Origin of the sequence: Haloferax marinum, assembly GCF_009674625.1 — an archaeon.
GTDB classification, from domain to species: domain Archaea; phylum Halobacteriota; class Halobacteria; order Halobacteriales; family Haloferacaceae; genus Haloferax; species Haloferax marinum.
Genome location: NZ_WKJQ01000001.1, coordinates 2,271,569 through 2,289,571, shown reverse-complemented (window position 1 = coordinate 2,289,571; position 18,003 = coordinate 2,271,569). Strand labels below are relative to the sequence as shown.

Genomic DNA, 18,003 nt, shown 5'->3' with positions numbered 1-18,003 from the left:
TCACTTTCTCCCTCCACTAACCCGGTCTTCCAAGTCTCTGTATTTTTCCAAGATTTTGTTTTGAGTCCTGTACTCCCCATACTTTTGGATATCATTCTTTTTTGTCTGGTCGAAACGGTCAAACACGGTCTCAATTTGAGATTCGCTTACTCCGTAGATGTGTAAGAGAATCGCTTCAAGTTCAAATCTAATAGATTCTCTTGTGCGCTCTTCACCGTCAAACTGATATGGTTTTTTAGCACCCCCAATTTCTGCTGCGAACTCGGCTAAATCTTCAGCAGTGTAAATAAGTTGTAAAACCAAGTTTTGTACAACCTCACTCGCAGATTCGTTTCCGATATCAAATTCCTCAAACTGATCTGGGGTTGGAACTGGAAGTTGACGTAAAATGTAATGGCTGATATTCATTCCGCTAATTTTCTGTTTAGCAACATAATTTAGAACAAATGAATTTAAGCATGCCAACAAGAGCGCCCCATCTTCAGGGTTTGTTCCTTCAATATGATTTACTGAGTGAACGGTTGGGTAGTTCGGGATAATCGTCCCAATGATTGTATGCTCGTCTGTAGCGCGGGCAATATTCCGTAATATGATGTGCCAATCGCCCATCTCTTTATTTTCGTAAGTGTCTGAATCCATCCAGTATCGAGGAAACGCTAATTGTGATGGATTATTTTTTTCTTCCACAGAAAGCCTTTCAGGACTGCCATTGTCGATATCTGATACGTACTCAAATGACGCATGACGGTGATCGTATTGATGCATCATCTTAGACTCATAGATTGGTAGGAAACGAGACTCCTCGTCGTAGAATTGATTTCCATCTTGTTGACAGCCTTGACTAATCAATTGTTTGCGAGTGACGAATTCCCCAGAATCATCAGACATATTAAACATTCGTCGTATGTTTATGTCCCATGAATTGGAACCTGTTGTTTGTTTGAGTGCCCCAGAATGCTCATAGATATCAATAGTGAGTTCTGCATCTTTCCGAGACCTAAATACTGGGCAAGTCTTTGTATTTGGGTTGATTAGTTCAATTTCGTCTTCTGATAAATCAAATTTTCTTTCAACATCATTCAACTGGTCTACATTGGTCAATTCGAAAGCCAGTTCAAACTCATCAATATCAACGAACTCCCCTGCCAATGTCAGCAAGCAGAACCTGTAATTTGTGGTCACATTTTCAAATATGCCCTCCGTATTCTGAAAGTCGTATAATGAAACGAGAGAGTTATTTTTAATGATTCTTCGGAAGAAATCCTGCATATTGGAATCTGTAGCGATTCCAGTTGGAACAATTGACCCCGAATACCCTTCTTCATTAACATTATTGATCGCATGTTCAGCAAAAAGGCCATACGTGTTTATGTGCCCAACCGCTGTGAGGGGGAACCGTCCACTCTCACGAACAAATCGGTTAGTACGATCCATGTCACGGACTGCTGTGTGATATCTCTGATAGAGCTCTGGGTTTTCAAATTCAAGTTCTTCAATCAGCTTCTTTCGCTCTGATTTCGTACTCGAATTTGCTATCTCTGGTGCTTCGACTGCAAAGAACTCTTTATCTTTAACTTCAAAAGTTTCCCAAGGAGGGTTTCCGATTATACAATCAAACCCACCATCGGCATAGACTGCTGGGAACTCAAGTTCCCAGTGGAAGAAATTTTGCCTTGCTGCAATACGTTTTGTGCGACTAATTACCTCTTCAAAGTCTGACTCACCATTAGCACCTCCGCGACGAATTCTGTCGATTGTTTTTGGTGTTGGGAACTCGTTTACAGACCGGGTAACGGGCCAGAAGAATGCGGCTGTCCAAACATCGTATGCCAATTTTTCACGTTTGAAAACATCACTGTCTCGGAGATCTCGGTACAGATTTTGCTTTTCGCGAATATCTTCGGAGTTCAGTTCATTAACCTCATTTATCTTTTTGGCGACATCAATATACTCGGGCTTAGTGCCACCAGCATATTCACCAAGAATTGTCTGAGTACGTTCACTATTTTCGTTCCGGACTCGTTTTCGAAGGCCATTACCATCGTACCACTCCCTACCTTGAGTGGTTTCATATGCATCGTGAGGGAGTCCGTTTTCAATTAGTTTTGAGCTTGTTCCAAGAAGTGAGTTCCCACACTTAATGTGGTGGTCGAGGAAGTTCAACGGCTTGTCCTTAACCGCAGAGTCGATCCACAGACTAACCTTAGCCAGTTCGACTGCCATTGGGTTGAGGTCTACACCATAGATACAGTGCTGGAGTACGGAGCGGCGAGCATCTCGGACGTCGTCTTCGAGCGGGTACTCCATCCCCTCTCGAATTTCTGCAAGACGCCGACCGAGATAGTTCGTCGCCGCGATGAGGAACGCAGCACTCCCACACGCAGGGTCGACGACGTCGATATCGAGGAGGGCAGCTTCCTGTGCTTCCTTCGTATCGTCGGCTTTTGCTAGCCGATCGTTTACCACCGGTTCGAGTGCGCTCTTGATGAGTTCCTGGACGAGCTTCGGGTCTGTGTAGTAGCTCCCGGTCTCTTTGCGCTCCATCCCTCGGGAGTCGAGGTAGAAGTCGCCTGAGTGGACTGTCTCGCCCTCGATTTCCAGTTTCTCCTCCGCTAGCCGCGGCGTGAACTCAAGCAGGCTCTCGTAGATGGAACCAACCTCTTCGACACCGAGGTCGGCGTACGAAATGCGCTGGAGGACACCATCGTGCTCGATGAGAGTGAGGTCTGAAATTGCGCTGAGGAGTGCCTTGTTGGCACATTCACTCTCCGAGATGAGGTTCAGCTTCTCGGAGTCGAACAGCATCCCGTTGTAGGCTGGAACACCCAACTCCTTGTTGCCTTCCTCGGCAAGCTTGAACGTTGCTTGCAGACCGTGCCAGAGGTCGGTATTGTTGTCTGCTTGCGACCGACGTTTCTCAGCCCGCTGCCGGAGCTTAGTGACACTGTATTCGTCGGTATAGAGGCTGTCTCGCCCCGGCATCATGCCCCGCTGCTCGGCGTAGAGGAGGAACAAGAGCCGGTAGATAATCATCAACAGTTCCTGGTAGTACTCTTGGGCCTCTTCTTCGCCACCTTCGCGCAGGAACTCCCGAATCTCTGGGTTCAGTAGCCCATTGCCGAGTGTCTCAAGCGCGCTGATGACGTTCGACTGGAGGTCTTGACCAACCTTGACGCCGGTCGAGAGGCTCGTCTGGTAGAGCATCTCCAGTGGCGTCGATATCTCTGCTTCTTCGTCCTCCTCTGTCCCGTCTCGGTCGTCCTTCAGAACCTCTTCGAGCGGCTTGTCCAGTGCATCTTTGTTCCGTGGAAGGAACCGGGACGGATGACAGAGACGGTAGAGCGCACGGAAGTCCTGGTAATTCCGCGACGTGAAGATGTTCTCCAGGTCGAACTCGACGTACCCGCGCGTGTACGTGTGGTAGTAGTCACGAAGCACTCGGAGGGTGACGCCGTCTGTGACGATTCCCCAATTGTGTTTCTTACTAGCGTTGAGGAAGCTCTGGAGCGTATCGTGTGGGCTCGAAGCACCACGTCCTGCACCCTCCGGTTTCCGGTCGAGCTTGTTCTCTCTATCGAGGTCACGCTCGCTTTCCGGTTCGATGGTGTGGAGAATCGGTGCCCGTGCACCACCCATGTTTCCGTAGTCCGCAATCTCGTCGTCTGGCCATCCCTTGTGCGAGAGATCGAAACTCAGTCCCTCCACTTCGATATTGGAGCGCTGGTAGACCGGCTCGAAGTCGAGTGCCTGGAACAGCTTGAGAATCCACTTCGACCGTGCCTCAGAGATATCCATCTCAAACAGGCGGCCTTTCTGGGTGAGTTCGTCCCAGCGCTCGACGAGATCCTCCCAAATTAGGGCGATACGCTCCTCAAGCTCGTTTTGTGTCGGTGGCTCCTCTCCCGGAAGAGCAAACGTCTCGGGCTTGGCTGCTGGGTGATCGAAGCGCTCCTGACGAAGTGAAAGGATTGTCTGTTCAGTAAGGAGTCCCCCGCTTGTCTCGATGAACGACGTGGTCTCGTTCGACGGGATGTACGTGGGGTCGGTTCCGGGTGTCGACGAGTCGGACGCAGATTCTGATTTACTCATTGTTAGTTGGGGTAGTAGAGGGTCACGGCAAGCAGGTCTGTGCTGCCGACGGTTACATCGTCAATTCCTTCGAGCCAGTCCGAGTCGCTCACCGATTCGAGTCGCTCACGCATCGATGTGCGTTCGGCCTCAATCTCGGACTGTCGGGTTGAAACCCGGTCGTCGATTGCCGCCTCAAGTTGTGGGTGGTCGAGGGCGTCTTGAAGATCTGCTTTGATTTCTTGCTCCGCACGCCCCGCCGGTTTGGCCTCACTGTCGGTGATTGTGTCAATCTCGGACATCTCGAGTGGTTCGTCTCCGAATAGCGGAATCGCCACCTCCACAAGTTCCTCCATGATGGTTGGGTCTGGCTCAGTGTGGGCGACATACCTGGCTAGAATCGTGTACACTGCAGTGTCTTCATTCACTTCAGCAGACCCTTGTGCTGCTGTTCGCCCATTCCGATCTTCGTCGGTAAACGCAGTCTGTTTGGAGACCTCAATGAGCCGTTGGACGAGTGGATGAGCAACGTCCAGCATCTCGACGCCTTGGTGCTCTTCGGCATGTCGGGCGTCGAACGTCACCTGTTCGTACTCGCGTTTTACATCACCAGACAACAACCGGTCATCCGTGACTGTGACACTATATGTCGAGTCGGCATTCATCTCCATCGGACAACCAAACAAGTTCAGTGAACTCCGGACGAATCGCTGTAATCCGTTTTCACCACCCATCCGTTCCTGAGTCTCTTGGAGACGATCCCGAACGTCTTGGAGGTTTACCTCGGTGTGGCCGTAGAACGAATCGGACTTGATGCGTTCGAGGGTATCTTCGTCGAATGCGTTTGAGCTGCCCTGATCGGGTGTCTGTTGGGTGAACTCATCCAAGGTCGTCTGTGGGATTCCTACGTCGAGTCCTTGCTCCTCGATGATGGAGAGAACCCCAGTGTCGTCGCCGAAGTACGGCGGTGAGAATCCGTAGTCACTACGAATCTGTTCTGCCTTCTTCACCAGCGTTTGGAGGATGGCCGCGTCCATCTCATCCTCCACCACCATCGTTCGAATGTAAGCCACATTCTTCGGCTGACCGTAGCGGTCAACACGCCCGTTCCGCTGCTCAAGTCGGTTCGGGTTCCAAGGAAGTTCGTAGTGGATGATTTGGTTACACGCGTGTTGGAGGTTCATCCCCTCCGAGATAACGTCCGTGGAGACCAGGATGGCTCGGTTAGAATTCTCGAAGTCGCTGAACCGGTCTCTTCGCTGCCCTTCACTGAGCTTCCCGTGTAGGGTAAACAGGTCGCAGTCGTCGTATCGACCACTCTCTGCAATCTGGTCGGCAAGATACTCCAGTGTGTCCGTGTATTTCGTGAAGATGATGACCCGCTGGTCAGTGTTCAGGCGGTTTCTGAGGGTGTTCTTCAAGAGCTCTTGGAGCTTGCTGTCACGAGTTTTTGTCACTCTCTCCGCTTTCTCTGCAACCTCTTCGAGAACTTCCAGTTCGTGTTCGATTGCGGTTTTGTCCCCGGTTACAACGCGCTCGACTCGTTGACCAGCTTCATCTTCGGAGTACTGCTCACCAGTATCGTTGTCGAGGGCATTCGCACGAGCAACCTCTTCCGTAATCCCTGCGTCCTCTTCTATGACGTCTTCCTCAGCCTCTTCGAGCCGCTCTTCTAACTTCTCTCGGCGGTTGGAAAGCGAACGTCGGAGTGCTTCTGGGCTGCTGAGTGTCCGCTTGAGGAAGTGGATAATCGACCAGCGAGCCAGCGTTTGACCGTGAGCCGACCCCGAGCTAGCCGTCGAAAGAAGTGTGTCACCGTAGGTTCGGACTGCATCCAAAACTTCCTTTTCGTAGGTGGTTGGCCTGACATAGACCTCGTCTTGGTCTCGATCGGGGAACGGACTCTCCTGATCATCATCTTTGAACCACTCTTTGACGTCGTCACGGCGACGTTGAACGACGTGTTTCTTCGCTACGTCTCTGTTGATATACGGTTCGTGTTGTGGGCCTGAAACAGCCCCAACGTCCAACATTCGGAGAAGGCTAGCAAACGAGTCAGAGTAGCCGTTATGTGGAGTAGCAGTTAGCAGGAGAAGATGTTTAGCATGGTCTGCGAGATCGGTAGCCACGTTCCATCGCTGCATGTCGACAGTTTGGTCGGCTGATGTTTGGTGTGGTTTCGCTGCATTGTGTGCCTCATCAATGATGCAGAGATCCCAATCCTGTTCGAGAATTTGGTTCCGAACAGAGGGCTGTTTCGCATAGTCAATACTCGCGATTAGCTTCGAGTGATGCTCCCACGGATTTGCTCCGGGGGGAAGCTCCTTTTCCATCGCCTTTCGGTGACGCGTACTGATGATTTGAGCGTCGATGTGGAAGAAGTGGTTGAAGGCGTCTTTCCACTGTTCTCTAAGGTTTGCCGGGGTAATGATGAGGATTCGCTCCGCACGATTCCGGGCAAGAAGCTCGCTGGTGATGAGACCTGCCTCAATCGTTTTCCCCAGACCGACGTCGTCGGCTAGAAGCATTCTCACACGAGGCATATCCAGTGCCATCACCACAGGGGTGAGTTGGTACTCAGTAGGTATCACACGTGAGCGCTGAAGGCTTACAAGGGGAGCAGTTCCGTGCAACATCGAAAGCTGGTGCGCTTGAAGTAGAAGCCGTTGGTACTGTGGATTCCCAATTTTACTCGGGTTAGGTGGCTCAAGGCTACCTTCGGAGATGTTTTCGATGGGTGAGTAGAATCGGTGTGTGTCTGCTGCAGTTCCACCTAGGGCAGTTGCAACAACTTCATCTCCCTCGACCCGATCAACCCTCCATAGTCGGTTCCGGTTTTCAATCACAGAACCTGGCCGGACATAATTAGAGTGATATGAACTCATAGATTAAACCTACACAACCGCATTACGCGGTCGATTTTGGGTTACAATATCTCCTGTTGATAGTCACTTATTATTATTGGTCAACCTTTTTTCATCTACCTCTCGCCTCGAAAGCCTTCATCGAGGTACACCTCGTTTCGTAAATTAGTCGGTCGGTCTGATTCTGATGGGGTTAGTCCAGAATCTTCTCCCGAGATGTATTCAGAAGTGTGGGTGATGACGGCCAACTCTGAACTGGTGATCTCTAAATGAGTTCCATAGAAACATATGATATGTGTTATGTTATTACAGAATCATGTCGAGACACACAGAGTATCAGTTCCAGTCTGGCTGTTCAGAAAGGGGGTCGGGGTGAACTAAGAAAATTTTCAGATTTCACTCGACTAAGTTACTCACGTTTAGGACTAGTAATAAATTTACTTTTGTTCCTACTACGGTATTGTATACGGAGTGTTGTATTAAGTGTATTGCCGCTATTTGTCCTGGCGAGGGAGGGGGTACCCCCCTTCGTGAGTGCTCAGACTGGAAGTGGCACTCTGTGTGTGTTTGTATCCTGATTGATCTGACTGATTCCTTATCAGTCGGCTTGGTTACGGGTGATTTTCACCCTGATTTATCCCCGAGGTAATACCTGCAGTGCAAGGATACTAGCCGTCAGTCTGTCTGAGCCTACTCCATCTCCCCACCGACTCGGATGACGAGTTAGTCGAATCGTGTGATTCGAGAACGGGTCAGAAAATAATACCCAGGAGTCGGACACCCGAACAAGTTCAGTGCTCTTGAGAAGAGCGCCAGACCAAGGTGCCGGTGGCCGAATCGGAACTGGTGGAACTATAGTAAGATGAGTCAGTTGTAGCACCAATGTCCCCCTTCGATGATATCCCGGATACTCGAATATTTGAGGACTATTCCGCACTCAAAGGCTTGAAGAAGTTAGATGAGGCACCAATCAACCAACAAACGGCACTTTCCGCTCTTGGTTCGGTAGTCGACATCTTGGAGAAGGGAAAGGTTCCACCTGTAGTCTTCCTTTCTGGGCCTACTGGGAGTGGGAAAACCTATCTCACGAAACACTGCTTTGAGTGGGAACGAAAGCCGAACACCAGTAACAGTACGATGTCGACGGTCTGGATCAAACAGATGAACCAGACAAAGAGTGGAAACGCATTACGCCTGCTCTGTCGTTGTTTCGACGATCAACTGCCTTCCCCAACCGATGCCCCTTCCCTCCGTTGCAAGCCTTCGGAGGAGGTAGTCCGAGGAAAAATCCAGGAACGACTCCAGACGCTCTCTACCCCAGTTATCGTTATCATAGACGAGTTTACGCTCACAGCACCAGTAGAGAGTATTATCAGAGAAGTTCTTCTCCCATTGCGAAATGAAGCGACAGAACCCCCTCTAGGTCTGGCTTTTCTCTCGTACAAGGAACGGTATGAAAAACTGGCAGGCTGCTTTGTTGATGGTGGGCCGATACACCTAGAACTCAACTGCTACTCGCAAGAAGAGACGGCTAGAATTCTCACGCAGAAGGCAGCAGTTGCGTTTAAATCCGGAGCTGTAAGTGAAGGAATTCTCGAACTATGTGCTAAAATCGCTGTCGAACGGAACGCAACACCTCGTGGTGCTCAGGAGTTGTTATTACGAGCCGGTGCCGAAGCGTCTCTCACAGGCGAGAGTACTGTATCGGAACGACACGTCCAGAAAGCGGTTGCAGAAATTGATTCGACCACTTGGAGCTGACTCTAGTTTTCTCATACAAGACTTCACCTGTTTGGTTCCTGGATCTTCTACCTCAACCATGGTGTTCGAAGACCTCAGTGTGGAAGAAAACGAGGATGCTATTGACTGACCTCAAGATCGTTAATCACTGTCGGGAGCGGCCCGAACGTCCTGCCATCGAAACCACATCGACATCATCGTCGGTTCCATGCGAGAGAGTGGTAGAACCCGGCATTGATTGAGTTGGTTATTTTCTGCTCTTTGAGATGTTATCATACCTTCCCTGTCTCACTGTGGAGCTTCTCTCGGAGCTCTCTGATTTCATCTCTTACTTGTTCGAACATCGGGCTTGGCCCGCATACTGATCGGCGGGCGCCGTCGGCTAGTTCGGGTTCCTCTTCTGAGAGGATTTCTATGTCATCTTCGAGGTTTTTGATTCGTTTGCGCACACGTGTTCTTATCTTCTGTTTGTAGGCGTTGACGTTCTCAATATCGTTGATGTCAGTTCCTTGGATGACTTCTCGTTCGCGTTCTGTGAGGAGAGCTCGTTGTCCCATATTTTCACATTGTGTTGGGTACAAATAAGTTGTGTGGCGAGAACTGTCTGAAATTCCAGTATCTGACAAAGGTTTTTATTCGTATATTCCTTAACTTAATCTGTAGATATGAAAAATATACAAAAAAGTCGCGCTGAAAAACTCGCCGAACACTACAACGTGCTTCCAGAATCTGAACAGACCATCCACAAAACAGAATCATACAACAAAACTCTCGACTTCTTCGACAAAACCGAAGTCCTCGAAATCGCGGCAGCAGACCCCAAAAAACCGTTCATCTGGGAAAAACTAGACATCGAAGTTCACCGGCATATTGACGTCAATCGAGACTACGGATTCGCGTCCGTGATTGGATTCGACGATGTAGACGGCCAAGAGACGTACGACCTCGCATTCTTTTTCGTTTCCGAGTGGATTGCCGCTCTGCAACAAGAAATCGAAGACATCTACTCGCCCAATGGAGACCTCCATGTTGCGTAACATCAACGACACAATCCCACTCTCAGATTCCTGGGAATCCCTCCTCGAAACCCCAACAGAACGCGTTTACGAACACTCAGAACGATACGCCAGAATGCAAATCGAGCTCTCTGGGAGTACCGTAACCAGTCTACAGTTATTCTGTCTCACACGAGAAGGCTGGGACGTATGCGTCGACCTCGGGATGGAAGACCGCAGTGACCATCCTGACGCGCTTGACAACGAAATCGTCCTCGACGCCGTCCGAATGTTTGCATACAATCAGAACGATTTCCCACCGAAGAACCCAGAATCGAGCGATGTCGCTGTTGGTGACGATGACGCTGAAAATATCGATGAATCTGACGAGCACTCGTCGCGACAGACAACGCTTGACAACATCAGTATCGCAGACTAACCGTCCGGCGAGTTTCCCCCCGTACCGGTCGTTTACGGCAGGTTCGACTCCTGCCACGGTTCTCATCGAAACAGTCCCCGTACTGTTCGCCTCCCCTCTCTATGACAACTCATAGACACCCTCCAAAGACGCAACGCGCAATTGACGAACGAGAACGCAGAGACTTTTGTGCTGATTGTGACCGCTACAAAGTATTCTGCGAAGGGCGCAGAATCTGGTTCGAAGACGACGAATACTGGGTTTGCGAACGCTGCATTGCAAACGGTCGCCCCGACCGGGAAGACACGTCCGAGCAGCAGAGCATTCTGACTTACATTGGAAGTACCCCCGCGTGAGTGCACCGGTTCTATACTTCTCGAAGTCTAGACAACCCTACATGAACATCGCGCGTGAAGTCTCTCGGTTCTTACTCCCCGTCGGCATGATTCTATTTGGCGTGTTAATCTTGGAGGGGCTAATCGGGCGGTCACAGGGCTTGACACTAATATTCCTGACTGTGCTCATAGTCGCGTTCCAAGCTGGTCGTCGCTCTGCCGATATCTGGTGAAACACCGGTCGACCATTGACCGTGGCTATTCTTTTGACACCTCTGAATCAACACATTAGCATGAATGACCACGACTGTGCCGTCTGTGGCAAACCCGCGATTCGCGATGACCCCTGAGACGGCCTCTCTACCCTGTCGAAACCCCACGTTTCAAAGAAAAACTAGCCGACAGAACATCTCCTTCTCTTGCCTCACTTTTCGAAGACACCTGTCCGATAAACGCCCATTGCTTCCTCGAACGCTCCTGCTCAGAATACCGGGGTTTTCTCAGCGGCCTACACTAACCCCAATTACTTATAAAGATAAGGCACACAATAATACATAGAGTAAGGCACAATAGAACCAGCCTGAAACGCCCTCTAATCATGACAGAACGGATTACATACAAGACGAAAGCATGGCCACGCGGCCAGTCCAGTGTCGCTACTACCATCCCCCAACCCCTACGCATGATCAAAGGTGCACCTCCGGCGGAAAATTTGGAGATTCACTGGTCGGTTAATCCGGATACGGGTGCGGTCGAAGTGGAGTTCGTCGAACGCGACGAAAACGGTGAGGACGATGAGTGAACGTGCTGTTGTTCTCATTAGGTCAAGTCAGGGAGACAGTGCGAAGGAGTCCCTACGTGAACAACGAGAAGTTCTCCCACGAATTGCCTGCTCCCTCGTTGACTGTCACGCTAGCGGCATCGGCCTATTCGGCACCGGAGCGCAAGTGGAAATTATTGACATCGGCATTCACACCGGGTTCTCAACATACACTCGCAACCCAAACGAGTACGACGGCGAGCTCCTCGACCAAAACGGGGACATCCAAACACTCCTCGCGGAGCTCAAGACCGGCAAGTTTCAGTACGTCATTGGAAAAGACAAGAATCGCATCAGTCGCGACGATTTCTTCAACGAAATCAAACGCGCAGCGACCGTATTCGGTAACGCTGAATTCGTACTGTGGAAAGACGACAACGAAGTCGATAGTGTCGGCAGCAGCGTTGAACACCTGATTGCTCGCAAGCAGAAAGAACAAGAAATCGAGGACGCCATCCGCGCTATCGAACGGAAGAAAGAACGTGGTGATGACCTTGGTCGACCGAAGTACGGCTACACATACAACAATGCGAAGACTGCACAGGTACCTGGGGACGACTTTCGGCGAGCACTCCGTGTTCTGTCCCTTCGTGACGGTGGCGCGACCTACCGCGAGATTGAAGACGAGACCGGTATCGGTCAAGGAACCATCGCAAATATTCTCTCCCGAAGGGAAGCGTATCTGACCGATGCAGAAGAATACAGTGTCGAATATCCTTCTGGTTTAGAAACACTACGACAATAGACGCGAGGAAGTCGTCTCACAAATATGGTTACCCCCTACTTTTAGCCTGTAGAATTCCGTTCTCGGTCGTCTTTTTACCTATTCACAGATACAACGAGCAGTTGGCAGGCACGAACTCAGTCTCCATCGGTGTCATCATCTTCAGTCTCCAACACAGAATACTGCATCGTCAGGATGTAGTATAGGATCCACACAATCAATGCCGCGACAACGACCAAGAATCCAATCTGAGTCCAATACGTAAGCGTCACGAAGAGAAAAATCCCTGCCGTCGAAAGCATTAGAATACCAGCAACCAGCGCAGAAAGAGCATATCGGAGCCGACTCCCCTTTGCCCGCATTACTTTGATGTTGTTCTCGATATTCTTTGAGTAGCTCTTTGTGACAATCCCAGGATAGTCCTCCTCATTGACTTCACCCTCGTTGAGGGCATCTGCAAGTTCCACCCTGAGGCCGAACCCAGCTGTTGTACTTAGAATACACAACGCAGCAAAGATGAGGGAAATAATCAGTGCCGAAACCCCAGAACCTACTGCTATGATTACTGGGAGATACTCTACAGTCAATTCCACAGAAACCTCTGAAGAGAAGACCGACACACCAGTGAAAAGTACACCCAGTAGAATCCCAACCAGCCGTGCTGCCCTCCAAGCCTTTGTGTCGAAATTTTCAATTGCAGACAACTGACTGTCCAGCATCTCCTGATACCGATCAGCCAAGTCTTCCTTTGCAGAAAATCGCCTTTCAATCACTACTTGGGCATCACCGTCCATTCGTATCAGAACTCTCCGAGTTCAGGTTGTGTGAGGTCTTCTCGAGGCTTATTGGGCCCGTTCGCTGAATCTGCCTTCACCAATTCATTCAGTTCTCTATTCTCCAACTCAACTGTATTCTCACAGTGCCACTCAGCGAAGAGGTGGGCTAAATCCGAGTGTTCACTCCGGTCGCTGAGCGTGTCATTGTACTCTCTACGCTTGTCTCGTAGATTCCGGAACTTCACGTAGTACTCACCATCGGAGATTTTCTCTGCAGTTTCGGCAACACACATGTACTCCAACGTATTGTCTACCCATTTTTCATGCACACCGCCGCCTGGGATGTAGTCCCGGTTCAGACGCTCTGTAAGGTCACTAACATCGACGACCAAGTCGAGGGTCTTAGTCGGGTCTCTTCGCTGCCAGACAATTCTTTGGTCATCGTCTAAGAGGTCATAGAACACCGTATGCCAGACATAGCACGCAAGATACAGTGACGGTGGCTCAGTGTTAAACAACACCCCGGTAGCCTTTCGGTCGTAGAAAACCTCTGCCGGAATGTTGATATTCTCAAACGTACCCCCCTCCATCGACATTCGAGTACTCATCTGAAGGGCGTCGGGTAGGGCGTCATCTCCGAAGTTATCCCCGACCATCGAGGCCCTCTGGAACTGGTACTTTGGGTTAGTATCCTGATCGATGTACTGGTAGCTCAACAACACCAGATTCGACTCCACATCCAACTCACCATCCTCAAGTGCATTCCTGATCCGGAGCTTCTCGGTTTGGAAGTTATCCCCGTGAATTAACAGCGCGATATCGTGCTGTGAAGGGGTGACCAGATCACCGTTTCCAGTGCGGAACTGCAAGTCTTGGTCGTATTGCTCCAGCTCGTTGAGTCTGGTTTCAAATTGGGATTCGACTGATGGAAGCTTTTGGTTTACATCAAATACGATTCCATAGTCCTCGTTGAACAGTGCCGAGAAACTGGGTTCTAACGATGTATCCGAATCAGATGGGAAATATGCCGGGAAACGATCGAAATAGAACGTGTCATTGGTATCGTACTGTTCGGTGAGAAAGTGTTCCCAGCTGGAGACGACGTCGACATATTGATCGTAGGTTCGAAAGCTCTCGAAGGTAGCGTCAACGCATTCTCGGTACTCCTCCTCACCCATGCGTGTCTACCCCTCTGAAAAGTAGTCGTCAAAATCTCGTTTAGACCCACGCCCAACGGAGAGGTCACCTTCACGGAAGCCCTCAAGAATCTGGTCGGTGATTCGGGAGAGGGCTCGCTGCGAGGCATTGAACCCAGGGATAATGGAAACATTGCTGTCGGAGGTTAGAAATACATCTGCTGTGGTTCCATCGTTGAAGTCGAGGACAGAGGCGTGCATATACGGGTTGTCGTGATAGACCGTGACCGAAGATTTGCTCAGACCGTCCAGCGCACGGATTAACCGGTAGTTCTCTTCGCGCCCTTCGATTGCTCCTTCTCGGTAAGTGATTTGTATTGGTTCGGCCTCTCTGGAGCCGTATTCACGTGATCGGTTGGAAAATAGGTCGCTCTTGTCGGAAATAAGTGAGGCAATGTTCTCCAACAAGAGTTGGAAGTAAATTGCGCTCTCGCCGTTCACGAAGCGAGACTCAGCCTTTCGAGAGACTTGTCCACTGAAGTCTCGAGATGACTGCCTGACTTCAAACTCCAACTTGTCTACGTAGTAATCTTCTTCAGCGACTTCTGGTGAGTTGAACACCTCGAAGTAATCAGTGTCGTCGAAATACCGAACATCTGTGTTCGCACCTGGAGACTTGATGACCGCCCTTGTTGCGATGAGTTGACCATCAATACTGTCATCGAGTGCTTCGAACAGGCGCCGAAGGTCGCCGCTATCCATGAAAGACAACGATAGTTCTGGTGGGAGGGCTTGGAGGTACCGCTTGAGTCCGTAGTTGTAGAAGTCGCTGTCTGAGATTGTGTATGCAGTATAGACGTCAGAGTTGTCGTGTGCAAAGAGGTAGAATTCACCCTCTACATACCGATATCCGTCATCGTCGTATTCCTCACCTTGGCCCTTCAGCCGACGGGTGAGAGAAGCGGTTATGAACTCGCCTTGGTCTTCGAGTTCGATGCGGAAACCGGATGGGTCAAATTCGTCAAAAACATCGACGGGCGGTCGTTCTGAAACGAAGGTTATTGCTCTAACAGGGTCGTCTTCACGTTGTACCCGCTGCTCGGTGTATTGTGACAGCTTTGAAAGCGTGTCAATCTTAGCGAAATCGAGCAGGGTTCCTGACTTTTTCATTATTCACCTTGCTGGCAAATCCAAGGATTGTGGGTGATTACTGTTCGTTAATTTCTGACGGGTTGTTTAATGTACCTTTCCCTCTACTACGGAGGCCACGTGTGTGTTCAGCATTGGGATATGAATTGGCCTACACTACTCAGGGCGATACACTAGTATCGTGTCTTGATGACATTATAACTGAGTGAGCCAGACCGAAAGTGTAAATGAGAGTTGGTTAGCAAAACAGGCTTCTCCGACACGGATTGGCCTCAGACGTGATTTCATATCGCAGTGGGCAGAATAGATACGCAAACAATGATCTCCCAAACACCTCCAGAATACGAGCTTACCCAAGATGGGAACGTCTGGGTCGCCGTCCACGTTGATACAGGTGTTGCCAGTCAAGGAGATACACCCACCGAGGCCGTCAAAATGGCGCGAGAGGCAGCAAAGCTCCACGAACAACCCCACGCACCGGGAGACGACAACTACCAGACCGAGATGCTGGAGCGGTTTGGTATCGACAAAGAAGACGTCACAGAGGGAATCGACACGCCTGACGGGATGCCTTAGGGGACTACATGCGCGTGATTGAGAACCAGGATATCCTGTTGATTACAATCGCTATTGGGATGGTGGTTCTCGGAACGCTCGGGTTACTTGGACTCGTGAATCCGTCCCCTGCTGTGGGTGCCGTGTTAATCGTGGTATCTCTGATTTTCGCCGTCAGTTTGGGTCTACGGCGCTAATCTCTGTAGTCAATCGCCCCTAACCACCGCACTGGATTACCTTCGAAAGTACAGTTCCCAAACATCGACTGTGTGAGTTTGTCCAGCGGCTCATTGCCTCTCGTTGAGTGCAGTCGTTATTCAGGGTTTCAGGAGGTGAGAATGCACGGATAGACAAATATTCGCATATACAGTTACCCCCAGACTCAACTACTCGTATAGCAAGCTAACCAAGCACGCTGATATCCGAATACCCAGATACACACAGTTTTTATTTGGGAATGTGTGAGCCAGACTGCCAGTTACAAATGGGCAATACAGCACCGATTAATCCGTATCTTTGGGATACGAACACTTCCAATCCTCGTTCGCTACGCCAGTGTATACTGGGAGTTCCTCATCGTCGTCGGGCCAGCCCTCCTCGACATCATCAGGATACGGTTCCTTTCCGTCATCACGGGGGTCAGTCATCGTTGTTGTCACCCTCTATCCCTTCGAGGTCGCTCAGGTGGCAACTCCGCGTTCTCCAACTCCTTCGACTTGCTGAATCCTCCATATCGGTCTGTGTCTGGCCGATAGCAGATCATTATTGGATAGTACACACCTGCACGGTTAACATTCCGGGGTTTTGATGCCGACACACGGATATCTGTATATTCGCATATTCGTATAGAGAGTTGCACACATACCTGGTAGCGCGCATAACAACCTAGTCGGGTACGCAGATGTCCGGCTACCCAGATAGAAGCATAGTTTTCATTTGGAACTCGGGCTGTTGTCTGTGTGTATCGTTTGGTGTCCGGTCGACACGCCCTTCCTAAACAATTCCACCGCAACCTAGCGATTTTTCGTTTGGGAGACGCGGTGTTTGTGTCGAGAAGAGCAGGCTGAACCGGCGAGTTTTCACGTGAGTCGGGGCTCGATAGAGTTCTTGCGGGTTCCAACTGTAGACGAGGTATAGATGATTTTGAGGAGGGTTCGCCTCGATACGGGGTTTTAACCGAGGAGAAGAGCTTGAGCACGCCGAGTTACGTCCTGGTCGAGAACTGAGCGACGAGGAAAAGATTGCACTGCATCGGCCATATGTGCTGGGAGAGATCTCCGAAGAAGATGCTGAGAGGCTACTTGGTTACGAGTTAGAAGAGATTGAGCATGAACGAGAAGCCTCCGCGGAGGCTGTAGAGATTGGTAGGACTGGCGTGTTCAGGTCGTGAGTCGCTGAGTTCGGCGAAAGGTGGTTCAACTCCGTTTTCTCGCTCGCGATTTGCAGTCCTCCGACCTTTGTGTCTGGTGAGACGTCTCTCAGTGCCTTCAGACCCACTTCAACGGCCAACTGGAGGGTGAACACCTACTCATGACCGCTACAACAGACTGCACACGGAGATCCGTATATATCGGTATTCGAATAGACAAACACACACGTTCTCGATTACTCGGATAGCGAGATAACCGGGTGTGTGAATATCTGAATACCCAGCTACACACGTACCCGTACCTTCAGAAACTCATCGACAGAATACCCCCAAGGGTTCTTATCAAAGTAAAATCATTGTGACGTTATGTCTATCAATGCGAGTTGGGGCGAACTACTGGTTGGCGCGTATCACAAGCGATTGAACGGATGCGAGGTGGTCAGCTACAACAACCGGTCAGAGGAGGCTGGAAACCAGATGGAGGCCGACGTGATTGCCATCGACAACGATCGAGACACCGGTGAGCAAAACGTGTACGTCTGTGAAGTGGTGACCCACATGAGTGGAGATCTATATTCGGGGTCACCAGATGATGGCTGGTGGACAGAGTACACCAACACCAAGGCCTACCAGTACTCACTGCAAAAACTTGAGCAGAAGTTCCGCGAGGACTACCGATACGTGAATGACACCTTCGGGAACGCCGACAAACACTCATACCAGTTCTGGGCACCTGTCGTCTCAGGCTGGCAGAATGGCAGCGACATCATCCGAGGTCTTGAAGCACTCACAGAAAGGTTCGAAGACGAAACTGGTGAGGAACTCGAACTCATCATCAACCAAGACTACACCGCACGGATTCAGGAACTTCGAGAAGAGGCAGATGGTGATATCAGTAACCATGGTGCCCCTGCATTCCGGTTCCTTCAGATCCTTGAGAACCTGAAATAGCGTCATAGCCACTCATGGTTTTTGTTGCGAACTGGTTCGTACACACTCTGCAATCGACACGATATTCCTGTATCGCTCTGAAGATTTTAGCGGTGTCCAGTAA

General features: G+C 50.2%; 14 protein-coding genes. 7 read left to right on the top strand and 7 right to left on the bottom strand.

Annotated features, from left to right (window positions below):
- Nucleotides 1-4,089 (bottom strand): Eco57I restriction-modification methylase domain-containing protein, encoded by a 4,089-nt coding sequence (locus tag GJR99_RS11565; RefSeq protein WP_151112305.1) that lies wholly within the window; start codon nt 4,087-4,089, stop codon nt 1-3.
- Nucleotides 4,090-4,091: 2 nt separating this feature from the next.
- On the bottom strand, nt 4,092-6,623 hold the full coding sequence (locus GJR99_RS11560) for a helicase-related protein (RefSeq protein WP_225317619.1): 2,532 nt from the start codon (nt 6,621-6,623) through the stop codon (nt 4,092-4,094).
- Between the two features lie 1,191 nt (nt 6,624-7,814).
- Here GJR99_RS11560 and GJR99_RS11555 point away from each other — a divergent pair.
- Nucleotides 7,815-8,693, top strand: coding sequence for an AAA family ATPase (locus GJR99_RS11555; protein WP_151112301.1), 879 nt, complete (start codon nt 7,815-7,817; stop codon nt 8,691-8,693).
- Between the two features lie 251 nt (nt 8,694-8,944).
- Here GJR99_RS11555 and GJR99_RS11550 read toward each other — a convergent pair whose 3' ends face one another.
- The gene (locus GJR99_RS11550) at nt 8,945-9,229 is read right to left on the bottom strand and encodes a hypothetical protein (RefSeq protein WP_151112299.1); all 285 of its coding nucleotides are present in this window, start codon (nt 9,227-9,229) and stop codon (nt 8,945-8,947) included.
- Nucleotides 9,230-9,337: 108 nt separating this feature from the next.
- Between GJR99_RS11550 and GJR99_RS11545 the strand changes: the two genes are divergently transcribed.
- The 4 genes from GJR99_RS11545 to GJR99_RS11530 all read left to right on the top strand — a co-directional run bounded on the left by GJR99_RS11545 (nt 9,338) and on the right by GJR99_RS11530 (nt 11,985).
- Entirely contained in the window at nt 9,338-9,709 is a 372-nt protein-coding gene (locus GJR99_RS11545; RefSeq protein ID WP_151112297.1) for a hypothetical protein, read from the top strand.
- Nucleotides 9,699-10,106 (top strand): hypothetical protein, encoded by a 408-nt coding sequence (locus tag GJR99_RS11540; protein ID WP_151112295.1) that lies wholly within the window; start codon nt 9,699-9,701, stop codon nt 10,104-10,106. Before GJR99_RS11545 ends, GJR99_RS11540 begins: the two co-directional genes overlap by 11 nt.
- Before the next feature lie 912 nt (nt 10,107-11,018).
- Nucleotides 11,019-11,222 carry a hypothetical protein gene (locus GJR99_RS11535; protein ID WP_151112293.1) on the top strand — a complete coding sequence of 68 codons (204 nt, stop codon included), beginning with the start codon at nt 11,019-11,021 and terminating at the stop codon, nt 11,220-11,222.
- Complete coding sequence (locus GJR99_RS11530; RefSeq protein ID WP_151112291.1) at nt 11,215-11,985, top strand: serine integrase family protein; 771 nt, start codon at nt 11,215-11,217, stop codon at nt 11,983-11,985. The genes GJR99_RS11535 and GJR99_RS11530 overlap by 8 nt, the downstream gene beginning before the upstream one ends.
- 116 nt (nt 11,986-12,101) lie before the next feature.
- On the opposite strand, the gene GJR99_RS11525 is transcribed toward GJR99_RS11530, so the two are convergent.
- The 3 genes from GJR99_RS11525 to GJR99_RS17640 are packed head-to-tail and all read right to left on the bottom strand — an operon-like array spanning nt 12,102 to nt 15,046.
- Nucleotides 12,102-12,758 (bottom strand): hypothetical protein, encoded by a 657-nt coding sequence (locus tag GJR99_RS11525; protein WP_151112289.1) that lies wholly within the window; start codon nt 12,756-12,758, stop codon nt 12,102-12,104.
- Between the two features lie 5 nt (nt 12,759-12,763).
- On the bottom strand, nt 12,764-13,918 hold the full coding sequence (locus GJR99_RS17645; RefSeq protein WP_225317618.1) for a hypothetical protein: 1,155 nt from the start codon (nt 13,916-13,918) through the stop codon (nt 12,764-12,766).
- Between the two features lie 6 nt (nt 13,919-13,924).
- Nucleotides 13,925-15,046, bottom strand: coding sequence for a hypothetical protein (locus tag GJR99_RS17640; protein WP_225317617.1), 1,122 nt, complete (start codon nt 15,044-15,046; stop codon nt 13,925-13,927).
- A gap of 297 nt (nt 15,047-15,343) precedes the next feature.
- Here GJR99_RS17640 and GJR99_RS17980 point away from each other — a divergent pair, with 297 nt between their 5' ends.
- Nucleotides 15,344-15,601 carry a type II toxin-antitoxin system HicB family antitoxin gene (locus GJR99_RS17980; RefSeq protein WP_449405219.1) on the top strand — a complete coding sequence of 86 codons (258 nt, stop codon included), beginning with the start codon at nt 15,344-15,346 and terminating at the stop codon, nt 15,599-15,601.
- A gap of 482 nt (nt 15,602-16,083) precedes the next feature.
- On the opposite strand, the gene GJR99_RS11505 is transcribed toward GJR99_RS17980, so the two are convergent.
- Nucleotides 16,084-16,227, bottom strand: a complete 144-nt coding sequence (locus GJR99_RS11505; RefSeq protein ID WP_154325984.1) for a hypothetical protein — start codon at nt 16,225-16,227, stop codon at nt 16,084-16,086.
- Nucleotides 16,228-17,315: 1,088 nt separating this feature from the next.
- Between GJR99_RS11505 and GJR99_RS11500 the strand changes: the two genes are divergently transcribed.
- Complete coding sequence (locus tag GJR99_RS11500; RefSeq protein WP_151112287.1) at nt 17,316-17,900, top strand: hypothetical protein; 585 nt, start codon at nt 17,316-17,318, stop codon at nt 17,898-17,900.
- The last annotated feature ends 103 nt before the right edge of the window (nt 17,901-18,003 follow it).

Bases quoted from the DNA above. Each gene is read 5' to 3' on its own strand.
- GJR99_RS17645 (WP_225317618.1), bottom strand. From the start codon at position 13,918: ATGGGTGAGGAGGAGTACCGAGAATGCGTTGACGCTACCTTCGAGAGC.
- GJR99_RS11545 (WP_151112297.1), top strand. From the start codon at position 9,338: ATGAAAAATATACAAAAAAGTCGCGCTGAAAAACTCGCCGAACACTAC.
- GJR99_RS11540 (WP_151112295.1), top strand. From the start codon at position 9,699: ATGTTGCGTAACATCAACGACACAATCCCACTCTCAGATTCCTGGGAA.
- GJR99_RS11530 (WP_151112291.1), top strand. From the start codon at position 11,215: ATGAGTGAACGTGCTGTTGTTCTCATTAGGTCAAGTCAGGGAGACAGT.
- GJR99_RS11525 (WP_151112289.1), bottom strand. From the start codon at position 12,758: ATGGACGGTGATGCCCAAGTAGTGATTGAAAGGCGATTTTCTGCAAAG.
- GJR99_RS11565 (WP_151112305.1), bottom strand. From the start codon at position 4,089: ATGAGTAAATCAGAATCTGCGTCCGACTCGTCGACACCCGGAACCGAC.
- GJR99_RS17980 (WP_449405219.1), top strand. From the start codon at position 15,344: ATGATCTCCCAAACACCTCCAGAATACGAGCTTACCCAAGATGGGAAC.
- GJR99_RS17640 (WP_225317617.1), bottom strand. From the start codon at position 15,046: ATGAAAAAGTCAGGAACCCTGCTCGATTTCGCTAAGATTGACACGCTT.
- GJR99_RS11560 (WP_225317619.1), bottom strand. From the start codon at position 6,623: ATGGCACTGGATATGCCTCGTGTGAGAATGCTTCTAGCCGACGACGTC.
- GJR99_RS11505 (WP_154325984.1), bottom strand. From the start codon at position 16,227: ATGACTGACCCCCGTGATGACGGAAAGGAACCGTATCCTGATGATGTC.
- GJR99_RS11550 (WP_151112299.1), bottom strand. From the start codon at position 9,229: ATGGGACAACGAGCTCTCCTCACAGAACGCGAACGAGAAGTCATCCAA.
- GJR99_RS11500 (WP_151112287.1), top strand. From the start codon at position 17,316: ATGTCTATCAATGCGAGTTGGGGCGAACTACTGGTTGGCGCGTATCAC.
- GJR99_RS11555 (WP_151112301.1), top strand. From the start codon at position 7,815: ATGTCCCCCTTCGATGATATCCCGGATACTCGAATATTTGAGGACTAT.
- GJR99_RS11535 (WP_151112293.1), top strand. From the start codon at position 11,019: ATGACAGAACGGATTACATACAAGACGAAAGCATGGCCACGCGGCCAG.